51 protein-coding genes are annotated in these 22,528 nt (G+C 30.2%); 48 read left to right on the top strand and 3 right to left on the bottom strand.

Annotated elements, in window-relative coordinates:
* Nucleotides 1-117 precede the first annotated feature (117 nt).
* The 3 genes from T483_RS29225 to T483_RS0115450 are packed head-to-tail and all read right to left on the bottom strand — an operon-like array spanning nt 118 to nt 2,533.
* A complete protein-coding gene (locus T483_RS29225) occupies nt 118-1,644 on the bottom strand; it encodes a recombinase family protein (RefSeq protein ID WP_051560403.1) in 1,527 nt (508 codons plus the stop codon).
* A gap of 16 nt (nt 1,645-1,660) precedes the next feature.
* On the bottom strand, nt 1,661-2,104 hold the full coding sequence (locus T483_RS0115445; RefSeq protein WP_026887671.1) for an ImmA/IrrE family metallo-endopeptidase: 444 nt from the start codon (nt 2,102-2,104) through the stop codon (nt 1,661-1,663).
* Nucleotides 2,105-2,113: 9 nt separating this feature from the next.
* A complete protein-coding gene (locus tag T483_RS0115450; RefSeq protein ID WP_026887672.1) occupies nt 2,114-2,533 on the bottom strand; it encodes a helix-turn-helix domain-containing protein in 420 nt (139 codons plus the stop codon).
* Nucleotides 2,534-2,768: 235 nt separating this feature from the next.
* On the opposite strand from T483_RS0115450, the gene T483_RS29230 reads away from it, so the two are divergent.
* The 48 genes from T483_RS29230 (at nt 2,769) to T483_RS0115700 (ending at nt 22,485) form a co-directional block, all read left to right on the top strand.
* The gene (locus T483_RS29230) at nt 2,769-2,960 is read left to right on the top strand and encodes a helix-turn-helix domain-containing protein (RefSeq protein WP_035790233.1); all 192 of its coding nucleotides are present in this window, start codon (nt 2,769-2,771) and stop codon (nt 2,958-2,960) included.
* A 55-nt stretch (nt 2,961-3,015) separates the two neighbouring features.
* The gene (locus T483_RS31045) at nt 3,016-3,156 is read left to right on the top strand and encodes a hypothetical protein (protein ID WP_155268486.1); all 141 of its coding nucleotides are present in this window, start codon (nt 3,016-3,018) and stop codon (nt 3,154-3,156) included.
* A 63-nt stretch (nt 3,157-3,219) separates the two neighbouring features.
* A complete protein-coding gene (locus tag T483_RS0115465; RefSeq protein WP_026887673.1) occupies nt 3,220-3,426 on the top strand; it encodes a hypothetical protein in 207 nt (68 codons plus the stop codon).
* 52 nt (nt 3,427-3,478) lie between these two features.
* The gene (locus T483_RS30150; RefSeq protein ID WP_051560405.1) at nt 3,479-4,213 is read left to right on the top strand and encodes an ORF6C domain-containing protein; all 735 of its coding nucleotides are present in this window, start codon (nt 3,479-3,481) and stop codon (nt 4,211-4,213) included.
* A 38-nt stretch (nt 4,214-4,251) separates the two neighbouring features.
* Entirely contained in the window at nt 4,252-4,536 is a 285-nt protein-coding gene (locus tag T483_RS0115480) for a hypothetical protein (RefSeq protein WP_026887674.1), read from the top strand.
* Nucleotides 4,533-4,715 carry a hypothetical protein gene (locus tag T483_RS0115485; RefSeq protein ID WP_026887675.1) on the top strand — a complete coding sequence of 61 codons (183 nt, stop codon included), beginning with the start codon at nt 4,533-4,535 and terminating at the stop codon, nt 4,713-4,715. Before T483_RS0115480 ends, T483_RS0115485 begins: the two co-directional genes overlap by 4 nt.
* A 35-nt stretch (nt 4,716-4,750) precedes the next feature.
* Entirely contained in the window at nt 4,751-4,960 is a 210-nt protein-coding gene (locus T483_RS0115490) for a hypothetical protein (protein WP_035790235.1), read from the top strand.
* A gap of 33 nt (nt 4,961-4,993) precedes the next feature.
* Nucleotides 4,994-5,386 (top strand): hypothetical protein, encoded by a 393-nt coding sequence (locus T483_RS0115495; RefSeq protein WP_026887677.1) that lies wholly within the window; start codon nt 4,994-4,996, stop codon nt 5,384-5,386.
* Nucleotides 5,387-5,429: 43 nt separating this feature from the next.
* Nucleotides 5,430-5,630 carry a hypothetical protein gene (locus T483_RS0115500; protein ID WP_026887678.1) on the top strand — a complete coding sequence of 67 codons (201 nt, stop codon included), beginning with the start codon at nt 5,430-5,432 and terminating at the stop codon, nt 5,628-5,630.
* 52 nt (nt 5,631-5,682) lie between these two features.
* The gene (locus T483_RS0115505) at nt 5,683-5,958 is read left to right on the top strand and encodes an AbrB/MazE/SpoVT family DNA-binding domain-containing protein (protein WP_026887679.1); all 276 of its coding nucleotides are present in this window, start codon (nt 5,683-5,685) and stop codon (nt 5,956-5,958) included.
* Nucleotides 5,959-6,057: 99 nt separating this feature from the next.
* Entirely contained in the window at nt 6,058-6,201 is a 144-nt protein-coding gene (locus T483_RS31050) for a hypothetical protein (protein WP_155268487.1), read from the top strand.
* Nucleotides 6,179-6,640 carry a hypothetical protein gene (locus T483_RS31660; RefSeq protein ID WP_035790236.1) on the top strand — a complete coding sequence of 154 codons (462 nt, stop codon included), beginning with the start codon at nt 6,179-6,181 and terminating at the stop codon, nt 6,638-6,640. The genes T483_RS31050 and T483_RS31660 overlap by 23 nt, the downstream gene beginning before the upstream one ends.
* Before the next feature lie 51 nt (nt 6,641-6,691).
* Entirely contained in the window at nt 6,692-6,877 is a 186-nt protein-coding gene (locus tag T483_RS0115520; RefSeq protein ID WP_026887680.1) for a hypothetical protein, read from the top strand.
* A 7-nt stretch (nt 6,878-6,884) separates the two neighbouring features.
* A complete protein-coding gene (locus T483_RS0115525; protein ID WP_026887681.1) occupies nt 6,885-7,073 on the top strand; it encodes a hypothetical protein in 189 nt (62 codons plus the stop codon).
* Complete coding sequence (locus T483_RS0115530) at nt 7,074-7,763, top strand: hypothetical protein (protein ID WP_026887682.1); 690 nt, start codon at nt 7,074-7,076, stop codon at nt 7,761-7,763.
* A gap of 12 nt (nt 7,764-7,775) precedes the next feature.
* Nucleotides 7,776-8,465, top strand: coding sequence for a replisome organizer (locus T483_RS31665; protein WP_196244885.1), 690 nt, complete (start codon nt 7,776-7,778; stop codon nt 8,463-8,465).
* Between the two features lie 26 nt (nt 8,466-8,491).
* Entirely contained in the window at nt 8,492-8,629 is a 138-nt protein-coding gene (locus tag T483_RS31060) for a hypothetical protein (protein WP_155268488.1), read from the top strand.
* A 36-nt stretch (nt 8,630-8,665) separates the two neighbouring features.
* Entirely contained in the window at nt 8,666-9,967 is a 1,302-nt protein-coding gene (gene dnaB / locus T483_RS0115545; protein WP_242841874.1) for a replicative DNA helicase, read from the top strand.
* A gap of 5 nt (nt 9,968-9,972) precedes the next feature.
* Nucleotides 9,973-10,872 carry a hypothetical protein gene (locus T483_RS0115550; RefSeq protein WP_026887684.1) on the top strand — a complete coding sequence of 300 codons (900 nt, stop codon included), beginning with the start codon at nt 9,973-9,975 and terminating at the stop codon, nt 10,870-10,872.
* Nucleotides 10,873-10,877: 5 nt separating this feature from the next.
* The gene (locus T483_RS29255; RefSeq protein WP_026887685.1) at nt 10,878-11,279 is read left to right on the top strand and encodes a hypothetical protein; all 402 of its coding nucleotides are present in this window, start codon (nt 10,878-10,880) and stop codon (nt 11,277-11,279) included.
* Nucleotides 11,272-11,685, top strand: coding sequence for a hypothetical protein (locus T483_RS0115560; RefSeq protein WP_035790238.1), 414 nt, complete (start codon nt 11,272-11,274; stop codon nt 11,683-11,685). Before T483_RS29255 ends, T483_RS0115560 begins: the two co-directional genes overlap by 8 nt.
* The gene (locus T483_RS0115565; RefSeq protein ID WP_026887687.1) at nt 11,686-12,045 is read left to right on the top strand and encodes a hypothetical protein; all 360 of its coding nucleotides are present in this window, start codon (nt 11,686-11,688) and stop codon (nt 12,043-12,045) included.
* A gap of 45 nt (nt 12,046-12,090) precedes the next feature.
* The gene (locus T483_RS29260; protein ID WP_035790240.1) at nt 12,091-12,270 is read left to right on the top strand and encodes a hypothetical protein; all 180 of its coding nucleotides are present in this window, start codon (nt 12,091-12,093) and stop codon (nt 12,268-12,270) included.
* 89 nt (nt 12,271-12,359) lie between these two features.
* Nucleotides 12,360-12,509, top strand: coding sequence for a hypothetical protein (locus T483_RS31670; RefSeq protein WP_196244886.1), 150 nt, complete (start codon nt 12,360-12,362; stop codon nt 12,507-12,509).
* Complete coding sequence (locus T483_RS0115580) at nt 12,490-12,924, top strand: YopX family protein (protein WP_051560406.1); 435 nt, start codon at nt 12,490-12,492, stop codon at nt 12,922-12,924. The genes T483_RS31670 and T483_RS0115580 overlap by 20 nt, the downstream gene beginning before the upstream one ends.
* A gap of 2 nt (nt 12,925-12,926) precedes the next feature.
* Nucleotides 12,927-13,457, top strand: coding sequence for a hypothetical protein (locus T483_RS0115585; RefSeq protein ID WP_026887689.1), 531 nt, complete (start codon nt 12,927-12,929; stop codon nt 13,455-13,457).
* A 6-nt stretch (nt 13,458-13,463) separates the two neighbouring features.
* Nucleotides 13,464-13,628, top strand: coding sequence for a hypothetical protein (locus tag T483_RS31065; protein WP_155268489.1), 165 nt, complete (start codon nt 13,464-13,466; stop codon nt 13,626-13,628).
* Nucleotides 13,613-13,999 carry a DUF1653 domain-containing protein gene (locus tag T483_RS0115595; RefSeq protein WP_026887690.1) on the top strand — a complete coding sequence of 129 codons (387 nt, stop codon included), beginning with the start codon at nt 13,613-13,615 and terminating at the stop codon, nt 13,997-13,999. Before T483_RS31065 ends, T483_RS0115595 begins: the two co-directional genes overlap by 16 nt.
* Before the next feature lie 22 nt (nt 14,000-14,021).
* On the top strand, nt 14,022-14,330 hold the full coding sequence (locus tag T483_RS0115600) for a hypothetical protein (RefSeq protein ID WP_026887691.1): 309 nt from the start codon (nt 14,022-14,024) through the stop codon (nt 14,328-14,330).
* A complete protein-coding gene (locus tag T483_RS0115605) occupies nt 14,323-14,754 on the top strand; it encodes a single-stranded DNA-binding protein (RefSeq protein WP_026887692.1) in 432 nt (143 codons plus the stop codon). The genes T483_RS0115600 and T483_RS0115605 overlap by 8 nt, the downstream gene beginning before the upstream one ends.
* 47 nt (nt 14,755-14,801) lie before the next feature.
* On the top strand, nt 14,802-15,041 hold the full coding sequence (locus T483_RS0115610) for a hypothetical protein (protein ID WP_026887693.1): 240 nt from the start codon (nt 14,802-14,804) through the stop codon (nt 15,039-15,041).
* Between the two features lie 211 nt (nt 15,042-15,252).
* Nucleotides 15,253-16,161, top strand: coding sequence for a phosphoadenosine phosphosulfate reductase family protein (locus T483_RS0115615; RefSeq protein ID WP_051560408.1), 909 nt, complete (start codon nt 15,253-15,255; stop codon nt 16,159-16,161).
* 104 nt (nt 16,162-16,265) lie between these two features.
* On the top strand, nt 16,266-16,805 hold the full coding sequence (gene dcd / locus T483_RS0115620; protein ID WP_026887695.1) for a dCTP deaminase: 540 nt from the start codon (nt 16,266-16,268) through the stop codon (nt 16,803-16,805).
* Nucleotides 16,795-17,100 carry a hypothetical protein gene (locus tag T483_RS0115625; RefSeq protein WP_026887696.1) on the top strand — a complete coding sequence of 102 codons (306 nt, stop codon included), beginning with the start codon at nt 16,795-16,797 and terminating at the stop codon, nt 17,098-17,100. The genes dcd and T483_RS0115625 overlap by 11 nt, the downstream gene beginning before the upstream one ends.
* Nucleotides 17,097-17,267 (top strand): hypothetical protein, encoded by a 171-nt coding sequence (locus tag T483_RS31070; protein WP_155268490.1) that lies wholly within the window; start codon nt 17,097-17,099, stop codon nt 17,265-17,267. The genes T483_RS0115625 and T483_RS31070 overlap by 4 nt, the downstream gene beginning before the upstream one ends.
* Nucleotides 17,264-17,758, top strand: a complete 495-nt coding sequence (locus tag T483_RS0115635; RefSeq protein ID WP_026887697.1) for a hypothetical protein — start codon at nt 17,264-17,266, stop codon at nt 17,756-17,758. Before T483_RS31070 ends, T483_RS0115635 begins: the two co-directional genes overlap by 4 nt.
* Before the next feature lie 3 nt (nt 17,759-17,761).
* Complete coding sequence (locus tag T483_RS0115640; protein WP_026887698.1) at nt 17,762-18,175, top strand: hypothetical protein; 414 nt, start codon at nt 17,762-17,764, stop codon at nt 18,173-18,175.
* Complete coding sequence (locus T483_RS31075; protein ID WP_155268491.1) at nt 18,168-18,305, top strand: hypothetical protein; 138 nt, start codon at nt 18,168-18,170, stop codon at nt 18,303-18,305. The genes T483_RS0115640 and T483_RS31075 overlap by 8 nt, the downstream gene beginning before the upstream one ends.
* 157 nt (nt 18,306-18,462) lie before the next feature.
* Nucleotides 18,463-18,615: a hypothetical protein gene (locus tag T483_RS31080; RefSeq protein WP_155268492.1), complete on the top strand. Its 153-nt coding sequence runs from the start codon at nt 18,463-18,465 to the stop codon at nt 18,613-18,615.
* A gap of 3 nt (nt 18,616-18,618) precedes the next feature.
* Nucleotides 18,619-18,870 carry a hypothetical protein gene (locus tag T483_RS29265; RefSeq protein WP_035790241.1) on the top strand — a complete coding sequence of 84 codons (252 nt, stop codon included), beginning with the start codon at nt 18,619-18,621 and terminating at the stop codon, nt 18,868-18,870.
* 15 nt (nt 18,871-18,885) lie between these two features.
* Nucleotides 18,886-19,077, top strand: coding sequence for a hypothetical protein (locus T483_RS0115660; RefSeq protein WP_026887699.1), 192 nt, complete (start codon nt 18,886-18,888; stop codon nt 19,075-19,077).
* 11 nt (nt 19,078-19,088) lie between these two features.
* The gene (locus T483_RS0115665; protein WP_026887700.1) at nt 19,089-19,283 is read left to right on the top strand and encodes a hypothetical protein; all 195 of its coding nucleotides are present in this window, start codon (nt 19,089-19,091) and stop codon (nt 19,281-19,283) included.
* A gap of 11 nt (nt 19,284-19,294) precedes the next feature.
* Nucleotides 19,295-19,816, top strand: a complete 522-nt coding sequence (locus T483_RS0115670) for a hypothetical protein (protein WP_026887701.1) — start codon at nt 19,295-19,297, stop codon at nt 19,814-19,816.
* Nucleotides 19,817-20,233: 417 nt separating this feature from the next.
* Complete coding sequence (locus T483_RS31085; RefSeq protein WP_155268493.1) at nt 20,234-20,407, top strand: hypothetical protein; 174 nt, start codon at nt 20,234-20,236, stop codon at nt 20,405-20,407.
* A gap of 266 nt (nt 20,408-20,673) precedes the next feature.
* Complete coding sequence (locus T483_RS0115685; protein WP_026887702.1) at nt 20,674-20,985, top strand: ATP-dependent metallopeptidase FtsH/Yme1/Tma family protein; 312 nt, start codon at nt 20,674-20,676, stop codon at nt 20,983-20,985.
* A 206-nt stretch (nt 20,986-21,191) separates the two neighbouring features.
* Nucleotides 21,192-21,347 carry a hypothetical protein gene (locus T483_RS31090; RefSeq protein ID WP_155268494.1) on the top strand — a complete coding sequence of 52 codons (156 nt, stop codon included), beginning with the start codon at nt 21,192-21,194 and terminating at the stop codon, nt 21,345-21,347.
* 117 nt (nt 21,348-21,464) lie between these two features.
* Complete coding sequence (locus T483_RS0115695) at nt 21,465-21,704, top strand: hypothetical protein (RefSeq protein ID WP_026887703.1); 240 nt, start codon at nt 21,465-21,467, stop codon at nt 21,702-21,704.
* A gap of 61 nt (nt 21,705-21,765) precedes the next feature.
* Nucleotides 21,766-22,485, top strand: coding sequence for a Cthe_2314 family HEPN domain-containing protein (locus T483_RS0115700; RefSeq protein ID WP_207641436.1), 720 nt, complete (start codon nt 21,766-21,768; stop codon nt 22,483-22,485).
* The last annotated feature ends 43 nt before the right edge of the window (nt 22,486-22,528 follow it).

Below are 22,528 nucleotides of genomic sequence, written 5' to 3' on the forward strand. Positions count from 1 at the left end.
ATAAAATGTTACTGATATATAAAGAATTTTTTAAAGGCTAAGCGAAAGTTTTAGATTTATTTTTTTACTGGTATTTATGATGGTTAGGTTGTGCAACCCAGTTCAAACACCAGTAAATTATAAATTTGGTTGTATAGTAAACGCCTTATCTCCATCCCACAGTATACTCTTTATTATACTTTTTATTAATATTTGTTTATCATCTATTGTTAATTCATGCCACGTATTCACAATTTCTTTTATTTTATTTTGTAATATTTCTATATTAATAGTATCAATATCATTAGTTAAATTTTTACGTTCAAGTAATAATAAACTTTCATTTAATTTTTCATTATCCCTTGATATTTCATTCATTTTACTAGTAACTGCATCAACAGCTGAACCTTCAAGAATTATTAGTTTTTCTGTTAATTTATGCAGATCTGAATTATTTTTATCAATCGCTTTCTTAATTTTTTTAATATTTTTTGTTATATCTCCAGATGGCCTTTTATTTACATAGCTTTCTAACTCACTTTTATCCGAAGCCCAAGTATTTAAACTTTCTAATATGTCTTCTTCTAAATAAGTAGCGTTTATCCATCCAGTATTGCATAAAGTTTTATCATATCGTTGTCTGGAACATCTAAAGTAGTAAGTTTTTGTTCCGTCTTTTCGCGTCTTACCTGGTTCTAAATACATTCCGCTGCCACAAGAACATTTAACCAGATGCGCTAAGAAGCTGTTTTGAGAGATTCTTGGTCTGGCTTCATTACCACGTTGTTTTATTTGTTCATTAGCTGTAATCCATAAACTAGAGTCAACTATAGCTTCATGTTTGCTAACAGCAACAAACATCCCTTTGGCGTTAAATGTTTTTTTACCATTTTTAGATTTAGGTCTGCGATTATAAGGCATATAACCATTTCCATTTAATTCGCCATATACTTCATAGCCTATTGATTTTAAATAGTTGGCACTTAATTCATCACTTTTGCAATAAGTTGGATTATTTATTATATTAGCGACTGTCTTTACAGGCATATTAAGAATAGCGGCACTTTGGCGTATTGTATGCCCTTGAGCTAAAGTTTCAAAAGAAAGTTTTATTTTTTCTTTATATTCTGGAAGTAATTCTAGATATGTTACTATTTTACCGCCGACTTCAAGTTGAATAGACTTATATCCAGTAGGAGGAGTCCCACCAGACCATCTTCCAAGCTCTGCAAGTGATTTCATATTGTCCTTTATGCGTTGAGCAATGTTCATACGTTCCATTTCAGCAAAGCCTGCAATTAATGTCATCATCATCATTCCAACAGGTGTGTTTGGATCAAAACCTTCGGTTATAGATACTAATGAAACATCATTTTTTCTTAGTATATCAAACGTATTCATAAAATCTATGATGTTTCTCGCAATTCTATCTACTTTATAACAAGCAATAATATCAAATTTTTTATGTGCTGCTAACATCATCATTCTTTTAAATGCAGGTCTATCAGTATTTTTCCCTGAGAATCCTTCATCTTCAAAAACCTCAAAAGTAGATTCATCATCATAACGTAGAAAGTAATCTCTACACATTTTTATCTGGTTTTTTATAGATTCTCCTTTATCGGTTTCTTTCGATTTTCTAGAATATATAGCAATTCTTTTCATGTTATTCCTCCTTATGTTAACTAATCAATTTGGACAATAAGTTATATGGAATACCTATATAAGTAGAAATTTGTTCAATAGTCATACCTTCCAATTCAATTTTATCAAAATCTATATTTAACATTTTAAAGGCAAAATAATTAGCCTGTTTTTCAATCTTATCTTTATTAATGAAATTTTTGTTAAACGCAGCTTCGTAAATGTGTGTATGTAGCAAAGCATGTGCTAATTCATGAAGCAAAATAAATTTTTCCATAGAGATATTTAGATCATTTCGGATAAAAACAATTTCTTTATCATTAAAATCCCGATAATAGAAACTATCATTGCCCCTTAAAAGAATATTTGTAGGCATTAATTTAACTATCTCTATTTCCAAGTAATCATATAATTCGTAAACATTTGTATAATTGTCATTGTCTTTGATTCCTAAAATTATGTTATCAATCCAAGAATACATAGAATCACCCTATTTCTTATATTTAAGTCCCAATAATTGTAATTGGCTTAATAATTCATTCGCAAATTGAACTATTTCTTCATTAGAAAGTTTATTTGCGTCAAATCCTCCGAATCCCATAATAGCAGGCTGCTTCAAAATAAATTTCATAGCTGCCTCAGCGGTTTTAAATTCTTCGGTTTCATATGTATCTGATTCTTCATGTATGTTTGAACATTCTTCAACTGTATTGGTTTCACTTTTCATAATATCATCAACCGCAATATCTAGAGCAGTAGCTAATTTATTTAAAATCATAACTGATGGATTTTTCTTTTCATCTCGTTCTAAAGCACTTATGTAACTAGCGTTAACACCGCTAAGCCTTGATAACTCATTAACTCCTATCTTTTTTGATTCTCTTATTTTCTTTATGTTCTCACCGAACATGATATCACAACCTTCCAATATTAATTAACTATTGACTATAACTGGAATTTATATTCCCATGGAATATATTATATGCTAATAGAATATAAAGTCAATAGTAAATTGAAGAAAAATTAAGATATATGCTGTTAGAATATGGTAATTCACTGTAATCGTGTCCTAGGAGAATACGATTGTTTGTGTGTTCTAATAGAACATGATAGTATATTCTCATAGGATACAAGGAGGTGAAAACATGGGCAATAAAATAAAAAATAAAAGGAAATTATTAAATATGACAGTGTACGATGTTGCTGAAGCAACAGGCTTATCAGCTACGTATATTTCTAATTTAGAGAACGAACAGAAGACAAACCCAAGTAAAGAAACCATGGACAAGATAGCAACTGCACTAGATAGTTCGGTGATTGAATTATTCTTTGAGTAACAAATAAAAGCGTCCAAGCATACAATGAAGATGATTTATTTTAGGAGTGATCAAATTGCATTATGAAATTAGATGCGAAGTAACCGATGAATTTAAAAAACTAGTTACGCGAAACATGCTTATTTTGTATGAAAAATACAAAGATAATGAAAAGATATTTCCTAAAAAAGAAAATGAAGAAAATAATAAACAATAATGATAAATAGGCCAAGTTGCCTATGATGAATTGATTAACATAATAAAGGGAGGTCTTTATATTATGAACCATGGTGAGAAAGATGATGAAGAATGTTTAGTCTCATTAAGTAATATAATTGTAGATTTACTTAATGATAAAAGGATCTCAAATGATATTAGATGTGAATATGCAAGTAAGTTTCAAAATGTATTCCCAGCTATTGCATTGTTATCAATGGATTATGCAAAAAAGCAATATGGAGTGGAACATACAGACAAATCAAGCTAAAGAATTTACAAAACTACGAGACATAATTTACCAAAAGTAAAGGAGGAGCTTTATGAATAATTTATTAATCAAATCAGTTGAGTTTTTCGGAGATAGCTTAGTAGCTGTTAAAGATGAAGCAACAGGAAAAATTTTTACAGGAGTTAGTTACATTTGCAAAGGAATAGGGCTAAGTAAAAGCCAGAAAGATACTCAAGTACAAAATATACAAAATGATTTAGTGCTAAATAAAGGGTGCTTGAAATTTCAAGCAGGGGTAATTGACCCAAACAATGAGGTTTTAGGAATAGAATTAGATTTTCTTCCACTATGGTTAGCAAAGATATCTATAACACCTAAGATGCAGGAAGAGCAACCAGAAGTAGCTGAAAAGTTAGTCAACTATCAACTAAGAGCAAAAGATGTACTAGCCAAAGCATTTATCAAACCAATATCTAAAGAGCTACAAGCAATTCTAATGATAGATGAAAAAACAGTAGAGCTCGATAACAGAATGACTAAGATAGAAAACAATACAACAATTGATTATTCACAACAACAAGAATTAAATGATCTAGCAAATAAGAAAGTAGTAGCAATTCTAGGTGGAAAAGATACAGCTGCATATAGAGAATTAGCAAAGAAAGCATTCAGAAGTTTTTGGCATGATTACAAGAATAAATTAAATGTAAATTCTTATAGAAATACTTTAATTAAAGACTTTGAATCAGCTAAGCAAGCAATCATTAATTGGAAGCCCACCAGAGAACTAGAGTTAATGATTAAAGGATGTAATAGTCCAAGTTAATCAACATAATAAAAATATTGTAGGAGGTTATTTTATCAATGATAGAAAGAACTATCTATGAATGTGAACACTGTCATAAGAGAAGGTTAATTAATAAGTCAGCTATGAAAAAACATGAAGGTATATGTTGGTATAACAATAAGAATAAAACTTGTCTAACTTGTTCCGGTTATGTTTATGAGCCACCATATTTAGAACCTCACCCAGAGCTAGATGGATGCCCAAATGAACATATAGATGCAATTAGATATTGCGAATATGAGGATAAAAATTTAGACGCAGAGCCAGTTATAAATTGTGAGCACTGGAGGGAAAGAGATTGAAAGAAGTAGGTGGAGTGTTTATGAAAGATGGACAGCTTTGGGAGATACTCAAATACGACTACATTGAAGATTCTTATGTGTGTAATAACTTAAGTTCATTAGAGCTGGAGATTGATAAATTTAGAGAGGAAGAAATGGGGGATAAAAAAGATGAGAAACTTCGTATTAAAATTCAATAATCATGAATCTAAAGAAGAAATCTTAAAGAGAATCAATGAAACATTGGTACAAGCTTATGGGAAGTGACTTTCATTACAAAAGGTGTAAAGTGTGCCATGTGAAATACAACGTAAGTATAAAAAATAAAATCAAAGATAAAGATTATGTATGTTTTGAATGCGAAGAAAAGGCTAAGAAAGCTAAGAAGAAGTATGGCAATACACCAAGAGTACTAATTAAAAATAAAAATAGAGTTAATGCGTGATGTGTGGATATCATGAAGGAAGGAGACTGATATATGAATAGACCACAGGATTTACCCAACCGATTAGAATGTGCATATTGCAAAAGAAATTATAGACATGGTGGCGAATGTGGAGGCAAAGATATAAACAGAAATGAAACTGGATGTCTATTCTTCAGTATGGATTCTAAAGGATGTATAAGGACACAAGATTTAATACTTCCTTTTAATTTGTACATGGACATTCCACCATTAAATATGTGGGATGATAGTTGGACAATATGCGGGAACGATACAAAAGTGAGAATAAATAAAATATACGCTTTAAGTTGGGATAAGCAAAAAGGCATATTAAAAGTGAAAGCAAATGTTGATTACTATATCAATGAGTTCAGCAAAGAATATGTAGATAATAAAAATAAACCAGTTTTGAAGGTCATTAAATAATTCAGAGCGTGTAGGCGCATCGAAGAAAGGATTTAGAATTAACATGATAGTAAAAATACAAAAGTCTTTAAATGATAACAGTATGCTTATCTATAGTGAAGATAGAGAAATAGTATATCAAGATACTTTGAATCCAGATATAGACAAAGCATTAGGTAATAAATGCAAAGGATATTTTGAAGCTGAATTAGATGGAAAAAATCAATTAGTAATTGGCAAAAAAGTAAAAAATCAAAATTGGTGATAGTACACCATACTGAAATACTATGAAAATAAATAAGAAAGGATGATTAATTATGAAAAGTACTGGCGTAACAAGACCATTAGATCAATTAGGAAGAATAGTAATACCAATGGAGTTAAGAAGAACTTTAAAACTAAATGAAGGAGATAAATTACAAATCTTTGTAGAAGGTGAAGATATCATTTTAAGAAAGTATAAAGTGGGCTGCCATTGTTGCGGAGAAATGAAAGGGTTAACAAAAGTATTTGATTTAGATATCTGTCCTAAATGTTTAGTTGAGTTTAAGAAAGCAGCGGAATTAATTGATAAAGCAAGAAAGGTTAAATAACAATGGAAGGTTACCAAATAAGAATAATCGGAAAACAGTTTATTATATGGTTTAATCCAAGCACACATGATTTTAAAACTACAGACAGGAGGAAGAAGAGTGATAAACAAAGAGTTAGAGATATCTAAAGATATAGCAAATATGTTTCTAATGAATCATTTAAATTTAACAGCAGCATTAAGACAAGCTGCAATAGATTTTAGCAAGAAGGAAAAGGAAAATGAAGGAATGCGAAGAGGTTGATATTGTTTATCCTATCGAGTATGACAGCTGCGGAAGAATGAAATATAATCCAGGACTACATTTTTCACAATTTAAGCCTTGGACTGATGAAGATTTAGATTACCTAATTAACTGGTACAACATTATAGGTTTAGAGGAAATGTCTCTTGCATTAGGCAAAACCGAATCTAAGGTGATTAATATGGTATACAAGCTAAGAAACAAGGGATTAATGAAAACAGTTCAAGATACAAGAAGTAAAAGGCAATTAAGACATGTAACTAGTAAAACTAGGGTAAGAAAAGTCAAACCAGAAGATATAGAAAATATTTTAAAACTAAAAATTACTAAAACTAATAAGGAAATAGCAGAAATGTACAACGTAAGCGTGAGTGTATTAATTAAAAGAATAGCAGAATATAAAAGCTATCCTGGACAACCGGCAAGTAATCCAAGATAGCATAGAAAATCAATCAAGAACAATTATATCACAGAGAGGAGATAATGCAAGTTGGTTAGTTTAAAACAATTAAAAGAAAGAGCAGCAGTAGTTAATTCACATGTAAATGATGTAAGAAACGCTTTGCCTGATAATGATATAGCTGAGTACCTAGAAAATGACTATTCAGTGCTTTATGACATGATTTTAGATATAGCTGAAGCTTTAGACGGTGTATTATCGGATGTTGAAAAGTAGGTGAAATATGAATTTAATTACTGAAACCAAAAGGAGATTGGAATATATAAAAAAAGAATTAGAAGAATTAAAAGCATTTAGTGAGATATATTGCATATCTGGAATTGCGAGAGAGCATTTGAATAGCGAAATATCAAAGACCGAGAACAATATAAAATATTATTCAGAAATATTAGAGAAATTGGAGGAAAAATAAATGGAGTTACAATTTAGACCTTTAAGAGCGAGTGAGATAGATGTGAGAGTAGCGCAAGTTAAGCAAAATGGATTATCACTATTACTATATAAGGATGCACGTTGCGATATGAACCTATTAGATGAAACAGTTGGACCTTATAACTGGAAAAAGTCTTATTCAAGAGATAATGCAAATTGCACAGTAAGCTTATGGGATAGTGAGAAAGGCGAATGGATATCTAAAGAGGATACAGGAACAGAAAGCTTTACAGAAAAAGAGAAAGGTCTTGCTAGTGATAGTTTTAAAAGAGCTTGCTTTAATTGGGGGATTGGCAGAGAACTTTATACAGCACCTTTTATATGGGTTAGCAATGCAAGTATATCTGCTCAAACAGTAAATGGAAAAACCGTTTATAAGTGTAACGATAGGTTTGTGGTTGAAAGTATAGAGTACGATAACAACAAAAATATAACTGGAATAGTCATTAAAAATGTAACTGCAAAAAATCAAGCATACCCTTCAAGTGGTAAAGCTCCAGACAAGCCAAAAGAAGAGCCTAAAACAGGACAAACTAACTCTAACGAAGGAAGTGCCCCAAAGCATTATAAATGTATTGATTGCACCAAGGATGTTGCTGAAAATGTAGCTAAATTTAGTCATCAAAAATATAAAAAGATCTTATGTATGGACTGCCAAAAGAAACAATAATGAGGTGATTACATGGCCGATAAAAGGATGTTCAGTAAACAGATAATTGATTCAGATGCTTTTCTAGATATGCCACTTAGCGCACAAGCTTTATATTTCCACTTAAATATGAGAGCAGATGATGACGGATTTATAAACAGCCCGAAGAAAATACAAAGGCTAATTAATTGTAGTGAGGATGATTTAAGGTTATTAATAGCCAAAAGATTTGTGCTTAAATTTGACAGTGGAGTTGTAGTTATAAAACATTGGTTAATACACAATTACCTAAGAAAAGACACTTACAAACCAACAAATTATATAGAGGAAAAGTCCATGTTATATACCAAAACTAACAAATCTTACACATTAAATCCACCTTCGTCCACGGTTGTGTTACGTGAATGTGACGAAACTGTACCACAGATAAGAGAAGATAAGATAAGAGAAGATAAGAATAGTATAGATTTATCTTTCATTGATGATTCAATAGAAAAAGTAAAACTTACTCAAGAACAATATAACAAGCTAATTAATAAATATGGAGAATATCAACTACACAAGGAAATATTAGCTTTAGATAACTACATTGTTAATGGTAAAGGCAATAAGTATAAAGACCACTACAGAGCATTAAATACATGGTGTATGAAGAATAAAGCTAATACTCAAAGTACACCAAATGTAAATAAGCAATATGATGCGTTTCAGTTTGATGATTAGAGCAATATACAGAAAGGGTGAAATATATGAAAGTAAAAGAATTAATTTTAAAATTACAGGAATTAGATCGAAACCAAGAGATATGCGTAAAGGATGAAACAACTTTGAATGACGAAGTAATAAAAGATGTATATCAAAATGAGGATGGAACTTATTATTTGTAATTCGTAATACTAAAAAATCACGAAAGGAGAATGCTAATGGAACAATTACCACCTCAAAACCTAAGAGCTGAGCAGGACCTATTATCAGGAATATTCTATAACCCTAAAATTATGGTACAAGCAGTAAATGAACTAAAAGCAAATGATTTTTACTTAACAAAACATCAGTTAATATACAATGCAATGTGTACCTTATTTGCAGAGGGAAAAGAAATAGGAATAACGCCGATTATAGAGGCATTGGGAAGAGACAACCTAAAAGACGTTGGAGGGGTAACGTACCTCACACAATTAATGACAGGCGGTCTACACATAAACCCTAAACAATATATAGAAATAATCAAAGACAGATCATATCGAAGAAGAACAATTCAGATTTTAACATCATCTTTAAACAGCATATATGATGAAAAAGTTAAGCCACAAGAAGTAATTGGGAAGATGACCAATGAATTAACCTCAACAGAAATTAAGTCAAAGATATTGAGTGACAGCGAACTATTTGAAAAGACAATGGTAGCAATAGAAACAAGAAGCGCAAATGGTGGAGAAATACCAGGAATGGAGACAGGCTATACAGACTTTGACAAGGCAACAAATGGACTTAAAAAAGGTGAGTTATTTGTAATTGGTGGTAGGCCCTCAATGGGGAAAACGTTAATGGCTATAAATATGGCAGATGGATTAGCTAAGAGCGGATACGTTGGTGGGATATTTGAAATGGAAATGACAGAGGAACAATTAGGAATAAGAAGATTTGCATATATGGCTAATGTAGAAGCTCAAAAGTTGCAAACTGGGAAACTAGAAGAAAAAGAATTTATAAGAATAGCTGAAACTTTTAATAAACTGTCAGAGCAAAATAAAATATTTACAGACATTTCAAGTTATCAAAGTATTTTAACAATAAAAGCCAAAGCCAAAGCACTTAAGCAAGTATATGGATTAGATTTTATAATAGTGGACCATTTGACACTAATGGATATACCCAATACAGGAAATAGAAGTTCAGATATTGGAGAAGTTACAAGGCAATTAAAGCTTTTAGCAAAGGAACTTGAGATAAATGTAATACTAATATGTCAGTTATCAAGAAGCGTAGAACAGAGAGCGGATAAAAGACCTATGATGAGCGATTTAAGAGAGTCTGGAAACATTGAACAGGATGCGGATTTAATAGTGTTCACATATAGAGATGAATATTACAACAAAGAAACAGAAGATAAAAACATTATGGAATGGATTATAGCAAAGCAAAGAAACGGTAAGACAGGAACACTTAAATTCTACTACTTAGACAAGTTACAAAAGATAGGGAATTTAGATTATGGGAGGTGATTACCTTGCTGTCAATGGAGAAAAGAGCAGAAATGTTCGAAGCTAAACTGTCTCAATACGACTTAGTAACATTATCTTATATATGTAAAAGAGACGTACAGAATGAAGTAGATAAAACAGTGGATAAAAAGGTATTTGCAATTAACCAAGCAATAGAGACTTGTATTGCAGCAGCATTATTTGATTCAGGAGAGTCAACTATTGCGGAAGTTGAAGTGGTGATAAAAAGAATTAATGAGTATATGAAAGAAAATGAAGAATTTTTGATTGAATATAAGGAGGATTGGATTATGAAAATAAATGAGATTAAACAACAAATCAAGGAAGAGTGCTTAAAAATATTAGATAAAGGTACTTCAGCACATAATGATGCACTTAAGGACCTGAAGAAAGTTTTCCCTAAAATACCTAACAAGGACCTTATAAATATATTTCAAGAAGCTAAAGAGGAATATCAGGAAAACGATGAAGCAATAAAAGAAATTGCAGACGAAATAGCCAACGAAATTACAACTCAAAATCAGCCGATTTTAGAACAAAAAGAAGTGAGCAATGTAATTACACCTAAAAAGCAAAATAAGAGTGTAGAGAAACAAATAGGCAAGCAGAAACAAGATATAAAAAGTATATTTGAAGTTGTAGAGAAAACAATAAAACTTAAGACTCCAAACGGCACTTATGAAAAGACTAAAAATGGAATTAAGTTTAATGAAAGGCTTTATAAAGATATAGAAGAAGTCAAAGCACATAAAAAAGAAATTTTAGATAGGGATGAAGAAAGAAAAATAAAAATTATTAAAGAGATTGAGAAACTTCAAGACGAATTATCTGGATTAGATGAAAATGAGAAAATTGTAAAAATAAGAACTGAAGAAGTAATTGCAGCTTTTGCATATGAAGGTTAATGCCTATGGCGAAGATAGGAACGTGCGAAGAATGTTTTCAATATGGAAGATTAACACCACATCATAAGATATTTAAAAGTGAACAAATAGCCTTAAGAGACTGTAAGGAGAACATTATATATCTTTGTGACAGCTGCCACTATTCGATACACCATGGTACAAATGGTTATGGGCTAAGAATAAAGTTACAGTTAGATTTTCAAAACTACTTAGAAAGAATCTTACTAAAAGAATATTTTACAGTAGAAGAGATAGAAAAATTGTTAGAAATCAAATATAAAGATGCCTATAAGATAGTTAAAACACTAAAGAGACATAAAGGGAATCTATATAAAAGAGAGGACATAATCAGAGAAGCCATGGGAGGAAAGATAATTACAGAAAGTGAGAGTGATATTAATGAGTAAAGAGTTAAATTTAATTGAAGCTATGAAAATGCCTATAGGTACTAGATTCAATTTTAAAGGTGATTTTGATTTTGAATCTGGTTTTATAGAAGTAATAAAAGGAAATGATAAAGATAATTTACTATGTTGGGATGGTGACATTTGCCAACAAGTAAATGTTACTACAGCTACTAGCAATATGACATTAACCCCAATTCAGCAGCCAGTAAACTTTATGGAAGTGGTTAATTCGGATAAAAAATGCAAGGTTGAGCATAAGCTAATGATTTGCCACTTTGATGAATATGAATTTGATTTAAAAGTATACAGATTCTTATCTGATATTATGCAGACGTTAGGACATATTCATACAAGTATGGAATTAAGAAAAATAATCAAAGAAGGCAAATGGTACGTGGAGGAATAAATGAATAATAATGAACTAAATCCACCAAGGATTATAGAAAAAATAGAATTAGCTAAAATAGCGTTACAAAGAGGTAATGATAATCTAAAAACTTTAGGACTTAAAAAAGCAAATGCTGAAAAAGAATACAGAGTAGCATTAAGGAAAGAACTACTACAGCTTAAGGTAGACAAGTATCCAATGTCAATAATACAAGATCTAGCAAAGGGTGAAGACAAGGTAAGTAAATTAAGGTTAGAAAGAGACTTAGCAGAAAATTCTTATGCAGTATGCCAAGAATCTATTAGAAATACAAGATTAGAAATAGAAACACTAAGAAGTTTATTAGCATGGTCTAAGGTTGAATTATCAAATTCGTGATATGTAGATTTTGTGCAGTAAATAAATGAGAGTGAGGAATTAAATATGAGTAAAGAATTAATTGATATTATGCAAGATAAGAAGAAAGAAACTGAAAGAAAATTAGATAACGTAATTTGGCATATTGAAACCAATAGACAAGTTTTAGGCGATAAAAGAACATTAGATGATGTTTTCCAAGCATTGAAAAATTGGACAGAAGAATCAAAGAGTTCACAATACTAAAAAATTAAGAATTAAATAGAATGAGTGATAAAACACTAAGGCTGTAATCGCTCATTCTCATATGAAAATCAAATGAAAGAAGGGAGTATATGACTCCAAAAGAACTTACACAGAAAACAATAAGAGATATAGCTAAAAGAAGAGAAACAGCAGAAAAAGAAGTGTTCGGATATTTTAAAGAACAAAGTATTAAGAGAAAGAAAAATTGGAATTTTAGAGTTGGCGGATATAGATGGTGAAATTAAAGCAAGAGAGGTGCAACAAATGAACAGAGAAATTAAATTTAGAGCATGGGATAAAATCAATAATAAAATGTGTCCAATAGCAGGAATTAGTTTTACTAATAAAGATACATGGTTGCGAATAAATGATAAGCAAATAATGGGAGCAAACTTTAGTGAAATTGAAATTATGCAATATGCAGGCTTAAAAGATAAGAATGATAAGGAAATATATGAGGGGGATATTATAAATATAATAAATAATTCAGTCGATGAAGAAGATGGTTATTTTATAGCTAAATATGATATTGAAACAGCAAGATATATCTTGAGTGGTAATGGCTTGGTATATGATTTTGATAATACTTATACAAATGAATGTGAAATAATAGGCAATATTTATGAAAATCCAGAGTTACTTAAGGAGGTATAGGATTGATATTAGCAATAGATCCAGGAAATGTAGAAAGCGGTTATGCACTTTTAAATGATGATTTAAGCATTGTAGAAAAAGGGAAAATTGAAAATGAATATGTTTTAGATGATGTGATCCCAAGGTTCTTAGATGTAAATTTAAATGAATTTCTTGATAAAAATAATGAATGTAAACTTCATATAGCTATAGAGATGGTGGCTAGTTATGGAATGGCTGTAGGAGCAACAGTATTTGAAACATGTATGTGGATAGGTAGATTTTATCAAAAGTCTTATGAAATGGGGTTAAAACCACAACTTATTTATAGAAAAGAAGAAAAGCTAAATATATGCGGAAGTATGAAAGCGAAAGATAGCAATATAATACAAGCTTTAATAGATAGATTTGCACCTAATACAACTAATAAGGGAAAAGGGACTAAGAAAGAGCCAGGATGGTTTTATGGATTTAAAAAAGATATATGGCAGGCATATGCAGTTGGCGTTACTTACTACGACATTTATATAAATCCAAATTTAAAGAAGGAGTAAAACATCATGAAAAGCTTCAGAGACCATCTAGGAAGGCTATGGATATCATGCAAAGAATGTGAAGTAGGCTATAAAACTCAATGTGTATATAGTGCAAAGCGTAAACCTAACAAGGGGTTTTGTATACGAGGGAGATTAAGAAAGAAGGGTGAGGAATGGAAAGAAAAATAATATATCCAGCTATATATAAACATTTTAAAAATGAATTTGAGCCAGAAAAATATATTTATGCAACTATGGGAATAAGTAAGCCAATGTCAATAAAAGAAATGAGAGAAATTTATCAAGAAGATCCTAAAAAATTACAGGGGACTTTATATTGTTGGCATACTGAAGAAAAAGTTAAGTTTATGTATTTAAAGATAAATGGAGAATGGTACCACGAGAAAGAGAACTTTTATGAGATATTAGTCTTATACAAATCTCTTTATGATGATTCTGGAGTGTATGCAAGACCTTTAATAATGTTCGATGGAAAGGTTGATAAAGAAAAGTATCCAGAAATAAAGCAAGAATTTAGATTTGAATTAGTGAGGTATTAAAAGGTGAAAGGGTGGAGTAGATATGGGTAAAAACATAAATGAATCTTTACAAACAGTAGAAAGATTATTAAAAGAAATATCAAGAGTTAATGATGCAGCTATAAAGCAAACTGAAAACTTAAAGATGGCCTTACTTAATCTTCAGATAGAAGATGCACGTATAGAAGAAAATACAGGAATAGTACCTATAGCAGAGCAGATAGAAAGAGTTATAAAAACTATTCATGATAATACAGATAATTTGGTTAAGCAAGGTAGAAAAGAGCTAAGACAAGCCTTTGAAGATATAAAGGAATATATAGAAGAGAAAGAAGGAAAAGAGAATGAATAAAGTAGTATTAATTGGTAGGCTTACAGCTGATCCAGGACTTAGATTTATACCGGGAAGTGGAGCTGCTACATGCACTTTAACATTAGCAATTGATAAATTTGTAAAAGGAGAAAAACAAGTTGATTTTGTGCCTGTAGTAATTTATGGCAAACAAGCGGAAAGTACTGCTAATTATATGACAAAAGGTAGCCAAGTTGCTATCAGTGGAAGAATCCAAACAAGAAGCTATGATGCTAAAGATGGAACTAAGAGATATGTTACAGAAGTTGTAGCGGATCAGTTTGGAGGTGTTGAGTTCTTAGGAAGTAAAGGAAAAGGAGCTAGCGGAAGTAATGAATATTCACAGCCTGCAAATGATGCTTTTGGCGGTGGATTTGATGAGGAATTAATTGTAGATGATTCCGATTCAAACATGCCATTTTAGCAGCAAAGAAGATTGTACACTAACATAATAATTGAGAAGGTGGAAAAATGAATGAAGTTAAAAGAATACCAATAAAACTTGAAGTCAAAGATTTTCTTATAACTTTTAAATATGAAACGTGGAAAAGCCATAAGGGAAAAGAAGGAAAAGTAATAATAAAACACTTTGATAGACAAGAAGCAAGAGATTATTTTAGAAAATGGGCAAAGAAAATCAGAACTATGTCTAATGTTAAAATTCTAGACACAGTTGAATTAAAGGAAACTAGGCAAGAAATTGCCTTATAACAATAAGATATTCAATCAGTTTATCCTGGTAAACCAGGTTGCATAGAAATGTGTTAGTTAGCCATTAACAATATTTCGAGAAAAGGAAAAGTGAGTTAAAGCGTAAAATCCACTCAGACATGTTTTCACATGCAAGGTGAAGTTATTGCAACGATGAACCTAAGCACGATTTCCTAATAAGTCAAGGCAAATTGATTTGTTAGGTGATTGAATGAATAGCTATGAAGAAAGGATTCATAAGAATACTAATATTAAATTATTAAACCACAGGCCTAGAAAAGATTATCAGCCTATAGTAGAAATGCAAACATTTATTGATAATTCAATACTAATTTGCAAGGAATTTCAGAATAGAGATCCCGAAAGAATAACAATATTAGCTTTCAGCGGAGGGAAAGATAGCTTAGCAACATATTTAGTTATGGCTCTAAGCGGAATAAAATTCAAAGCTGTTTACTCTCCTACATCAGTAGATCCTCCAGAATTAATATATTATATAAAATATTCTTTCGATCCCTGGGCAGAATCAAAAGGTTATCCAGCTATAGAGATAGTGAAATATAATAAATTCACTAAAAATAGAGCAAAAGGCAAAATGGAAGGCAAAGAAATTACAATGATGTCATTATTAAGTAATAGAGCATTGCCGCCTACTAGAAGAATGAGATATTGCTGTTCAGAGTTAAAAGAGAGGACAGGAGAAATAGGGGATACGGTTTTTACAGGAGTAAGAAATGCAGAATCTAAGGGCAGAAAAGAAAGAAAAGCTGTTGAATTTTTTGAAGGCAAAATAATGATAAGACCAATATTACCATGGACTGATGTTCAAGTATGGAGTTTTATTCTATCTCAAGAAGCTCCGTATTGCATTCTTTACGATTATGGATTTGATAGATTAGGATGTATAGGCTGTCCTTTAGGAAGTAACCAAAAGAGAGAATTTGAAATATATCCTATGTTTAAACAAATATACTTAAATTGTTTTAAAAATATGCTTGGATACAGAAAAGAAAACAATATGGAAACAGAGTGGGAAACGCCAGAAGATGTAATGAAATGGTTTATTGGAGAAAGCGATAAAAAGCGAGAAGAAATAGAAGGACAATGTAGCATGTTTTAAATTTAATAGAGAATGAGGAATAAAAGCAATACAGCTTTATTTCTCAAATCTCATTTGGGAATCAGTTAAGAATGAAAGGAATAATTAAATTAAGAGGTGGGGAAATGATACTAAGTGGTAAAGAGATAGAAAATAGATTAGGAAAAGATATAATAATAAATCCATATAATCCAAAACAATTAAATCCAAATAGCTACAACTTAAAATTACACAATGAAATGTTAGTTTATGATGATGAACATATTTTAGATATGAAAAAAGAAAATAAATGCAACAGGATAATAATACCGAATGAAGGAATGGTATTGTGGCCAGGAAGATTGTATTTAGCTAGAACAGTTGAATATACCAAAACAAATAACTTAGTACCAATGCTAGAAGGTAGATCAAGTGTAGGAAGATTAGGCTTATATATTCATGTTACTGCTGGATTTGGTGATGTAGGATTCAAAGGTTACTGGACATTAGAATTACAATGTGTACAGCCTATCAAAATATATCCTAATACTGAAATATGCCAAATATATTACCATACTATTTTAGGTGAATATGAAGCATATAAGAGTGGGAAATATCAAGATAATAAAGGCGTACAACCTAGTTTGATGTATAAAGATTTTGAGGTGAAATTATATGAAAGCTGAACAAATGGGACTAATGAAAGTTATTCAATTTCCTCAAAATAAGTTAAAAGAAAAAGAAATAAGAGAAAAATCTGAAAAGATGGAAGTTGCCTTTGAAATACTTAATTATTTAATTAAAAATGGATGTGATTTTCATATATTACTAAATGCAAAATATGTAGAAGTTTTATCTTCTTATGTTCCTAAGAATTCTAAATATGCAATGTTAACATCAAACCTTGATGAAGCAGAAAAGATAAGAATATATGGTAAAGAAGTTTGCTTTTATCCTATAGAAGGGAATGAGCTTAAATGAAAAAGCATTGTGATAAAGAAGAATGTAAAAATTATTGGTCATGCAAGGTACTTAAGGATAGATTCAAAGTTAAAGAATGTGATCCTAATAGAATCTTTATAGTTAATGCGAGGTATACAAGAGAGTTTATTAATAGGGCAGTATTGTTGAAGGGGTTGAGTGAATGATAGTTAAATGTATTAATGACCAAAGCGAAAAACACTTTAATTATTTAAGCAAATTGACCTCGAATAAGCTTCCTGGATTAACAAAGGATAAATTATATGAAGCAGAACAATCAAAGGAATATGAAGGCTATTTTGATGTTATAAACGACTTAGGAATTAAAGAAAGCTATAAAAAGGAGAGGTTTGAGGATATGGAAGTTTTAGATTACAAAGAGGAATACAAGAAATTAAAAGAAGAAAATGAAAAGTTAAATATTAAGCTTTCTGATTTTTCTCGATTTTATTTGCAAAATGGAGATTTTAAGAAAGAAAAAGAAAATGAAGAATTAAAAGCAGAAATTAATCAATTAAGAGATGATATACAACAATCTAATTTTAAACTAAAAGAATATGAATCTAAATTACCACAGCTTAAAGAACTTATTATAAAACTAGTAGATATAAACAAGTTTTTGGCAAGCAATATTTATGTTGAGGGATTGGAGGAATAAGAAATGGAGTATATAAGTGCAGAGGAATTTTTAAAACAACCTGAGGAAGTGCAAAATATATTCATTAATTATACTAGCAAACTTAATGATTGGGAAACAAGTTTATTTTCAGCAAGAGATGAGAAATTTAGAAAAAGTAAATTCCCACTTTTAGGTTCACAGATAGATTTTTTCGTTAATGAATATGGTAAAGATATAATTCCACTACTAACAGAAGGGCAGCTAAGGAAGTTTATTTTAGAGAAAACCAAAATGCATTGTGTTGAAGTAAAAATGGTGTATTCAAGCTTTAAACACACAATCATTATAAGAAACGGTGATTTGTATTGGGAATTTAAAGAAGTAGATAGAGATTTGTTTCAAGCTCTTTGGAAGGTAGCTTTAGAAGTTGCAAAGGAGAGTGTAACAAATGAGTAAATTAACAGGAGAATTAAGCTATAAAGACTGGATGATAATCAAACATGCATTAGAACAAAAGGTAAGTATAGGGCAAGGCTGTATGGATGCAGTAAACGAAGCTATAAAGGGATTAGATGAAAGCCAGTAAACAGTAGATAAATATAAAAAACAGGTAAAAGAATTACAGGAAGAAAAAGCAACACTTGAAAGAATAACTAAGCTTACAAATAACTTTAAAGATTATATAAAAGGTAAAGAAAGACATTATGTAAGCAATCCTAATTGGATTTAAGGAGGATTAAGAGATGGATTCAATGTTAGCACTAGTATCAATATATTTTTTATTCTTTGGATGGATACCAATTTTAGCGATAGGTTCAGTTATAAAAGGATGTATAAAGGCAAAAAGATGTAGCGAATGCACTTGCCATAATTGTGAAAAAGCTAAGGAGGATTAAGCCATGGAATTAGGACAAACAGTAAGAGTAACTAAAACTAAAGAAGGCAAAAACTCTAATACTATTAAGATAAATAATAGACCTGGAATTATATATGCTGTAGATAAGTTTAAGATAACAGTAGAGTTCAATAAAAATGGACAGGCGATATTTAGAGAGTCTTACAATCAAGCGGACATAATAGAGGGAATTGTAAAGATAGAGATTAAGAAGGGTAAAGAGTGGGTAACAGTCGATAAGAGTTATTTTAAGTAGAGGGGTAAAATAAATATGAAAAAGCTTATTTATTACAAAATAGATTTATGTTCGGATAAAGGCTTTAGAGAAGAAAATGCAGTAATAGAGACTAAAACAAATACAATGTCTATTGATGAGTGGAAAAAATTTAATCGTGATGCTAGAGAGTGGAATAACACATATTGCAGACCTATTATCATAAATATTATGGATATAAGAGAGTAGGAGGAAGTTAGATGTGGAGGGCATACGTAACTTGCAAGGAGTGCAAGAAACAATTTGAATCAATGTCTAGAATAGAAACAATAGCAAAAGTAAAAAGAAATATAGTCCTATGGAATCACTACAGGAAAGAACACAACATGGATATATTTAGATTAATCATAAAAGGCAAAATTAAAAAGCACATAGATAATAAGTTTCGTAAATAAGGAGGTATTACATGGATAAAGAACTATTCATAGAAACAGAAAATAAGGTGCGTAGATACTATCAAAAGGACAAGGTTATTAACTCTCTCAATAATAAGATAAACCTATTAGACAAGCAAATAAAAGCTATAGATGATGATTTAAAGAGCTGCAATATAAATATAGAACCAGGAATAAAACCAATTAGCTATGAAGAGAGGGTGCAAAGTTCTGGAGATGGGTCAAGCTATGCAGAAAAAGAAGCTATGAGGTTAACAGAATACATGATAAAAAGAAAATGTGCTAAAGAAATGGAAAAGCAAAAGATTTTAGAGCAAATAGATCAAATAGAACTTGACTGTAGCTATATTAAAGATGCAATAGAACCAATAAAAGGAGTGTTTAAAGAGTTACTTAAGATGAAATATGAAAAGGGAATGGGAGAAATGCAAATAGGTAATACAATGAACTGGTCCCAATCAGAGATAAATAAGAAGAAAAGAAGGTTAATACAATTAATTGCAAATTGGGACCAGTGGAATAAAGTTTCGTGATATGTAGATTTGACGTAGTAATTAATTGAAATAGTGTTCTTTAAAAATTGAATAATGCGGTATTTGCAAAATATGTTATAATTAACTAAAAGACAAATAAGGATTTGAGAGGAGGATTTAAATGAATATTGCCCTTTGGATTGCGATAGGTGCTACTTTTTTATGCATTTTTGTTGCTAACAATAAAAAAGGTAAGAAGAGATAAATTCCAATTCTAGAGTTGCTTATAGATGTTATTATATTTGAGAATTTAATAGTAAATTAGAATATCGCACTATTCATAACTAAGAATAGATTTGCGATATTTTTTATTATTTAAAATATTTCGCAATACTAAAAAATTAAGCATCACATTTTATTGTAAGTGTGGTGCTTTTATTATACAATAGAATAAATAATACGAACGGAGGTTCGCATATGAAGTGTATAATATATTATAAAGATCAAGAAAATGTTTGTTTCTGTAATAAGTTAGAAGAATGCCCAAACTGTAATAGTAAAGATCATAGAAAAGACGATGAAGATACATGTGAAGTGGGACAAGGAGAGTTTTGCACATGTAGATTATGTGGATATGCTAAAAGAGCGTGATTTGGTGGAATAATATTGGAATAAAAAACGAATAATTTTTAGTTTTAAATGAGGTAGAATAGTATTGTAAAGAATTCCTCAAAAGGAAATTTACAGCCCTTATAATCTCTCAACCCCTTTTTATCAAATACCCTGTAAAGATGAAGGCTTAAGTTTATACTTGAGCGATATGTAGTCGATATGGGGTATTTTTTTATATTATTTTTATTTATTGAAGGGAATTGCCTATTTCTGTATAATTGTATTATATGGAAGGGGATAAAATTATGAAGGATAAAAAAACAGTTAAAATTATTAGTGCAGTTTTTGTAATATTATTGTTATTGTCAGTTGCATATAATTTTCCTGAAAAGGCTACTATGGAGAAAGAAATTAGCTATAACGAATTTATTAATTTATTAGATAAAAATGAAATTTCACAAGTTGTAATAAATGAAGACAATATTAAAATAATCCCCAAAAATAATTCGGAGTATAAGAACAAAATTTTATGTACAGCGAATATCAATGATGGGAAGTTGGTGTCAAAGCTTCAAGATTTACATGTGAGTTATAGCATTGTAGAAAAAGCTAAGTAAGATCCTTACTTAATTATATTTCTTATATTTATAGCTTTAGCAATATATTGCTCGTGTAACTAAATTTTTAAAACATAAAGGCAAATAGCGAAATAAATTATATTTTAGAACTCTAACAAATAGGGTTCTTTTGTTGTATTTGTGATATCAAAAAGGAATCTACCAAACTTTGTATAATTATCTATATAGAGGGAGGTGAGAGAGTTATGTATATAAAGAGATATGATGGTCCAAGCGGAAGAGGACTATATGAATCAGAAATCGGAAGCGGCAGAGGTTTATATGAATCTGAAATTGGTAGTACAAGAGGTTTTTACGGACCAAGTGCAAGAGACTTTGAGACTACTGGCACAAGAGGATAAAAAATATATTGATAAAAAATAAGAGCCCTAGAAATAGGGTTCTTTTGTTTTATTTGTAAAATATAAAAGGTATTTGATGATTTCTCTAGAATATAAACTCTAGAGAGGTGGAATAGTATGATAGATAAACATATAGAGATAATTGATTTAACTTACCAACAGTATGAAGCATTAATTAAAATGCAAATGAAAGCATATTATAAGATATTCAATTCCTTTAAAGAGAATATAAGTGATCCGGAAAAAGTAGAAGAGTTTAATAGATGCATATTAAGTATTGATAAACAAATATTAAATGAACTTAATGGAATTAGCGATGATAATAAGGAATTTTTTAAATATTTAAAAGAAAATTAGAGGGAGTTATCTCTTTTTATAATTAGTTATATGAATGTAGGTGAGTTACTTGGTTAATATAATGGAATATGCAAAAATACCGAGCGATGATGAGATCCAAGAAATATTGAAACCTGTAAAAAGTAAATTTGAAAAGATTAATTTTTCACATACAAAGGTATCATTTACCAATATAGATCTAAAAGATTGGATTAAAGAATTCAATAACAGAGTAAATGATTTTCAAGTAAATTATGTATTTGTAATGGCTTATTACAACGAAGGAATCCCAGATGATAATTGGAAAGCTAAAACAGATATAAACAAAGAGCAAATTAGATTTTTCCCTGAATTTGCAGATAAAGATTTTGCAATAAATTATTGGTTTGGTTTTTATGTGGATAGTTTGTTCGCAAGATATTTAGGTCTTGTAGATGCGATATATCATATATTGAATTGTTATTATAAGCTTAATATTCATGACGGTATGGGGTATAATTTAGAAGTAATTGAGAGAATCAAAAGTAAAAATAAAAAATTATCGGATTACTTAGCAAGTATTATTAAAGATAGAAGATTTAAAAGAACTAATGCGAATAGACAATCACAAATACATAATTTTAGAAAAAATCAAATACATTATACTATTTCTAGAACAAAGAAAAATGGAGTCATAAGAAAGAATATCAAGTTAGAAAGGTATAAGACTTCGGCAGAATTTGTTAAAGATATTAATGATAGCATTGGATTACTCAGTGAGATAGTATGTAATGTAAAAAAAGAAATTGGCGATATACAGTAGAAACCAAGAACTCTATTAATCTAGGGTTCTTTTTTAATGCAAT

This window comes from Clostridium beijerinckii HUN142, assembly GCF_000621745.1.
Lineage (GTDB): Bacteria > Bacillota > Clostridia > Clostridiales > Clostridiaceae > Clostridium > Clostridium beijerinckii_A.

Bases quoted from the DNA above. Each gene is read 5' to 3' on its own strand.
- T483_RS0115695 (WP_026887703.1), top strand. From the start codon at position 21,465: ATGATAGATAAACATATAGAGATAATTGATTTAACTTACCAACAGTAT.
- T483_RS0115600 (WP_026887691.1), top strand. From the start codon at position 14,022: ATGGGTAAAAACATAAATGAATCTTTACAAACAGTAGAAAGATTATTA.
- dcd (WP_026887695.1), top strand. From the start codon at position 16,266: ATGATACTAAGTGGTAAAGAGATAGAAAATAGATTAGGAAAAGATATA.
- T483_RS31085 (WP_155268493.1), top strand. From the start codon at position 20,234: ATGAAGTGTATAATATATTATAAAGATCAAGAAAATGTTTGTTTCTGT.
- T483_RS0115525 (WP_026887681.1), top strand. From the start codon at position 6,885: ATGAATTTAATTACTGAAACCAAAAGGAGATTGGAATATATAAAAAAA.
- T483_RS0115450 (WP_026887672.1), bottom strand. From the start codon at position 2,533: ATGTTCGGTGAGAACATAAAGAAAATAAGAGAATCAAAAAAGATAGGA.
- T483_RS0115670 (WP_026887701.1), top strand. From the start codon at position 19,295: ATGGATAAAGAACTATTCATAGAAACAGAAAATAAGGTGCGTAGATAC.
- T483_RS0115635 (WP_026887697.1), top strand. From the start codon at position 17,264: ATGATAGTTAAATGTATTAATGACCAAAGCGAAAAACACTTTAATTAT.
- T483_RS31065 (WP_155268489.1), top strand. From the start codon at position 13,464: ATGAAAAGCTTCAGAGACCATCTAGGAAGGCTATGGATATCATGCAAA.
- T483_RS0115615 (WP_051560408.1), top strand. From the start codon at position 15,253: ATGAATAGCTATGAAGAAAGGATTCATAAGAATACTAATATTAAATTA.
- T483_RS0115610 (WP_026887693.1), top strand. From the start codon at position 14,802: ATGAATGAAGTTAAAAGAATACCAATAAAACTTGAAGTCAAAGATTTT.
- T483_RS0115490 (WP_035790235.1), top strand. From the start codon at position 4,751: ATGAAACATTGGTACAAGCTTATGGGAAGTGACTTTCATTACAAAAGG.
- T483_RS0115685 (WP_026887702.1), top strand. From the start codon at position 20,674: ATGAAGGATAAAAAAACAGTTAAAATTATTAGTGCAGTTTTTGTAATA.
- T483_RS0115700 (WP_207641436.1), top strand. From the start codon at position 21,766: ATGGAATATGCAAAAATACCGAGCGATGATGAGATCCAAGAAATATTG.
- T483_RS29255 (WP_026887685.1), top strand. From the start codon at position 10,878: ATGGCGAAGATAGGAACGTGCGAAGAATGTTTTCAATATGGAAGATTA.
- T483_RS31060 (WP_155268488.1), top strand. From the start codon at position 8,492: ATGAAAGTAAAAGAATTAATTTTAAAATTACAGGAATTAGATCGAAAC.
- T483_RS31665 (WP_196244885.1), top strand. From the start codon at position 7,776: ATGGCCGATAAAAGGATGTTCAGTAAACAGATAATTGATTCAGATGCT.
- T483_RS0115445 (WP_026887671.1), bottom strand. From the start codon at position 2,104: ATGTATTCTTGGATTGATAACATAATTTTAGGAATCAAAGACAATGAC.
- T483_RS0115465 (WP_026887673.1), top strand. From the start codon at position 3,220: ATGAACCATGGTGAGAAAGATGATGAAGAATGTTTAGTCTCATTAAGT.
- T483_RS0115495 (WP_026887677.1), top strand. From the start codon at position 4,994: ATGAATAGACCACAGGATTTACCCAACCGATTAGAATGTGCATATTGC.
- T483_RS0115560 (WP_035790238.1), top strand. From the start codon at position 11,272: ATGAGTAAAGAGTTAAATTTAATTGAAGCTATGAAAATGCCTATAGGT.
- T483_RS31670 (WP_196244886.1), top strand. From the start codon at position 12,360: ATGACTCCAAAAGAACTTACACAGAAAACAATAAGAGATATAGCTAAA.
- T483_RS0115625 (WP_026887696.1), top strand. From the start codon at position 16,795: ATGAAAGCTGAACAAATGGGACTAATGAAAGTTATTCAATTTCCTCAA.
- T483_RS31075 (WP_155268491.1), top strand. From the start codon at position 18,168: ATGAGTAAATTAACAGGAGAATTAAGCTATAAAGACTGGATGATAATC.
- T483_RS31070 (WP_155268490.1), top strand. From the start codon at position 17,097: ATGAAAAAGCATTGTGATAAAGAAGAATGTAAAAATTATTGGTCATGC.
- T483_RS0115530 (WP_026887682.1), top strand. From the start codon at position 7,074: ATGGAGTTACAATTTAGACCTTTAAGAGCGAGTGAGATAGATGTGAGA.
- T483_RS29265 (WP_035790241.1), top strand. From the start codon at position 18,619: ATGGAATTAGGACAAACAGTAAGAGTAACTAAAACTAAAGAAGGCAAA.
- T483_RS31660 (WP_035790236.1), top strand. From the start codon at position 6,179: ATGAAGGAATGCGAAGAGGTTGATATTGTTTATCCTATCGAGTATGAC.
- T483_RS30150 (WP_051560405.1), top strand. From the start codon at position 3,479: ATGAATAATTTATTAATCAAATCAGTTGAGTTTTTCGGAGATAGCTTA.
- T483_RS0115595 (WP_026887690.1), top strand. From the start codon at position 13,613: ATGGAAAGAAAAATAATATATCCAGCTATATATAAACATTTTAAAAAT.
- T483_RS0115640 (WP_026887698.1), top strand. From the start codon at position 17,762: ATGGAGTATATAAGTGCAGAGGAATTTTTAAAACAACCTGAGGAAGTG.
- T483_RS29225 (WP_051560403.1), bottom strand. From the start codon at position 1,644: ATGAAAAGAATTGCTATATATTCTAGAAAATCGAAAGAAACCGATAAA.
- T483_RS0115500 (WP_026887678.1), top strand. From the start codon at position 5,430: ATGATAGTAAAAATACAAAAGTCTTTAAATGATAACAGTATGCTTATC.
- T483_RS0115480 (WP_026887674.1), top strand. From the start codon at position 4,252: ATGATAGAAAGAACTATCTATGAATGTGAACACTGTCATAAGAGAAGG.
- T483_RS0115605 (WP_026887692.1), top strand. From the start codon at position 14,323: ATGAATAAAGTAGTATTAATTGGTAGGCTTACAGCTGATCCAGGACTT.
- T483_RS31090 (WP_155268494.1), top strand. From the start codon at position 21,192: ATGTATATAAAGAGATATGATGGTCCAAGCGGAAGAGGACTATATGAA.
- T483_RS0115660 (WP_026887699.1), top strand. From the start codon at position 18,886: ATGAAAAAGCTTATTTATTACAAAATAGATTTATGTTCGGATAAAGGC.
- T483_RS29260 (WP_035790240.1), top strand. From the start codon at position 12,091: ATGAGTAAAGAATTAATTGATATTATGCAAGATAAGAAGAAAGAAACT.
- T483_RS0115505 (WP_026887679.1), top strand. From the start codon at position 5,683: ATGAAAAGTACTGGCGTAACAAGACCATTAGATCAATTAGGAAGAATA.
- T483_RS0115565 (WP_026887687.1), top strand. From the start codon at position 11,686: ATGAATAATAATGAACTAAATCCACCAAGGATTATAGAAAAAATAGAA.
- T483_RS29230 (WP_035790233.1), top strand. From the start codon at position 2,769: ATGGGCAATAAAATAAAAAATAAAAGGAAATTATTAAATATGACAGTG.
- T483_RS31080 (WP_155268492.1), top strand. From the start codon at position 18,463: ATGGATTCAATGTTAGCACTAGTATCAATATATTTTTTATTCTTTGGA.
- dnaB (WP_242841874.1), top strand. From the start codon at position 8,666: ATGGAACAATTACCACCTCAAAACCTAAGAGCTGAGCAGGACCTATTA.
- T483_RS0115665 (WP_026887700.1), top strand. From the start codon at position 19,089: ATGTGGAGGGCATACGTAACTTGCAAGGAGTGCAAGAAACAATTTGAA.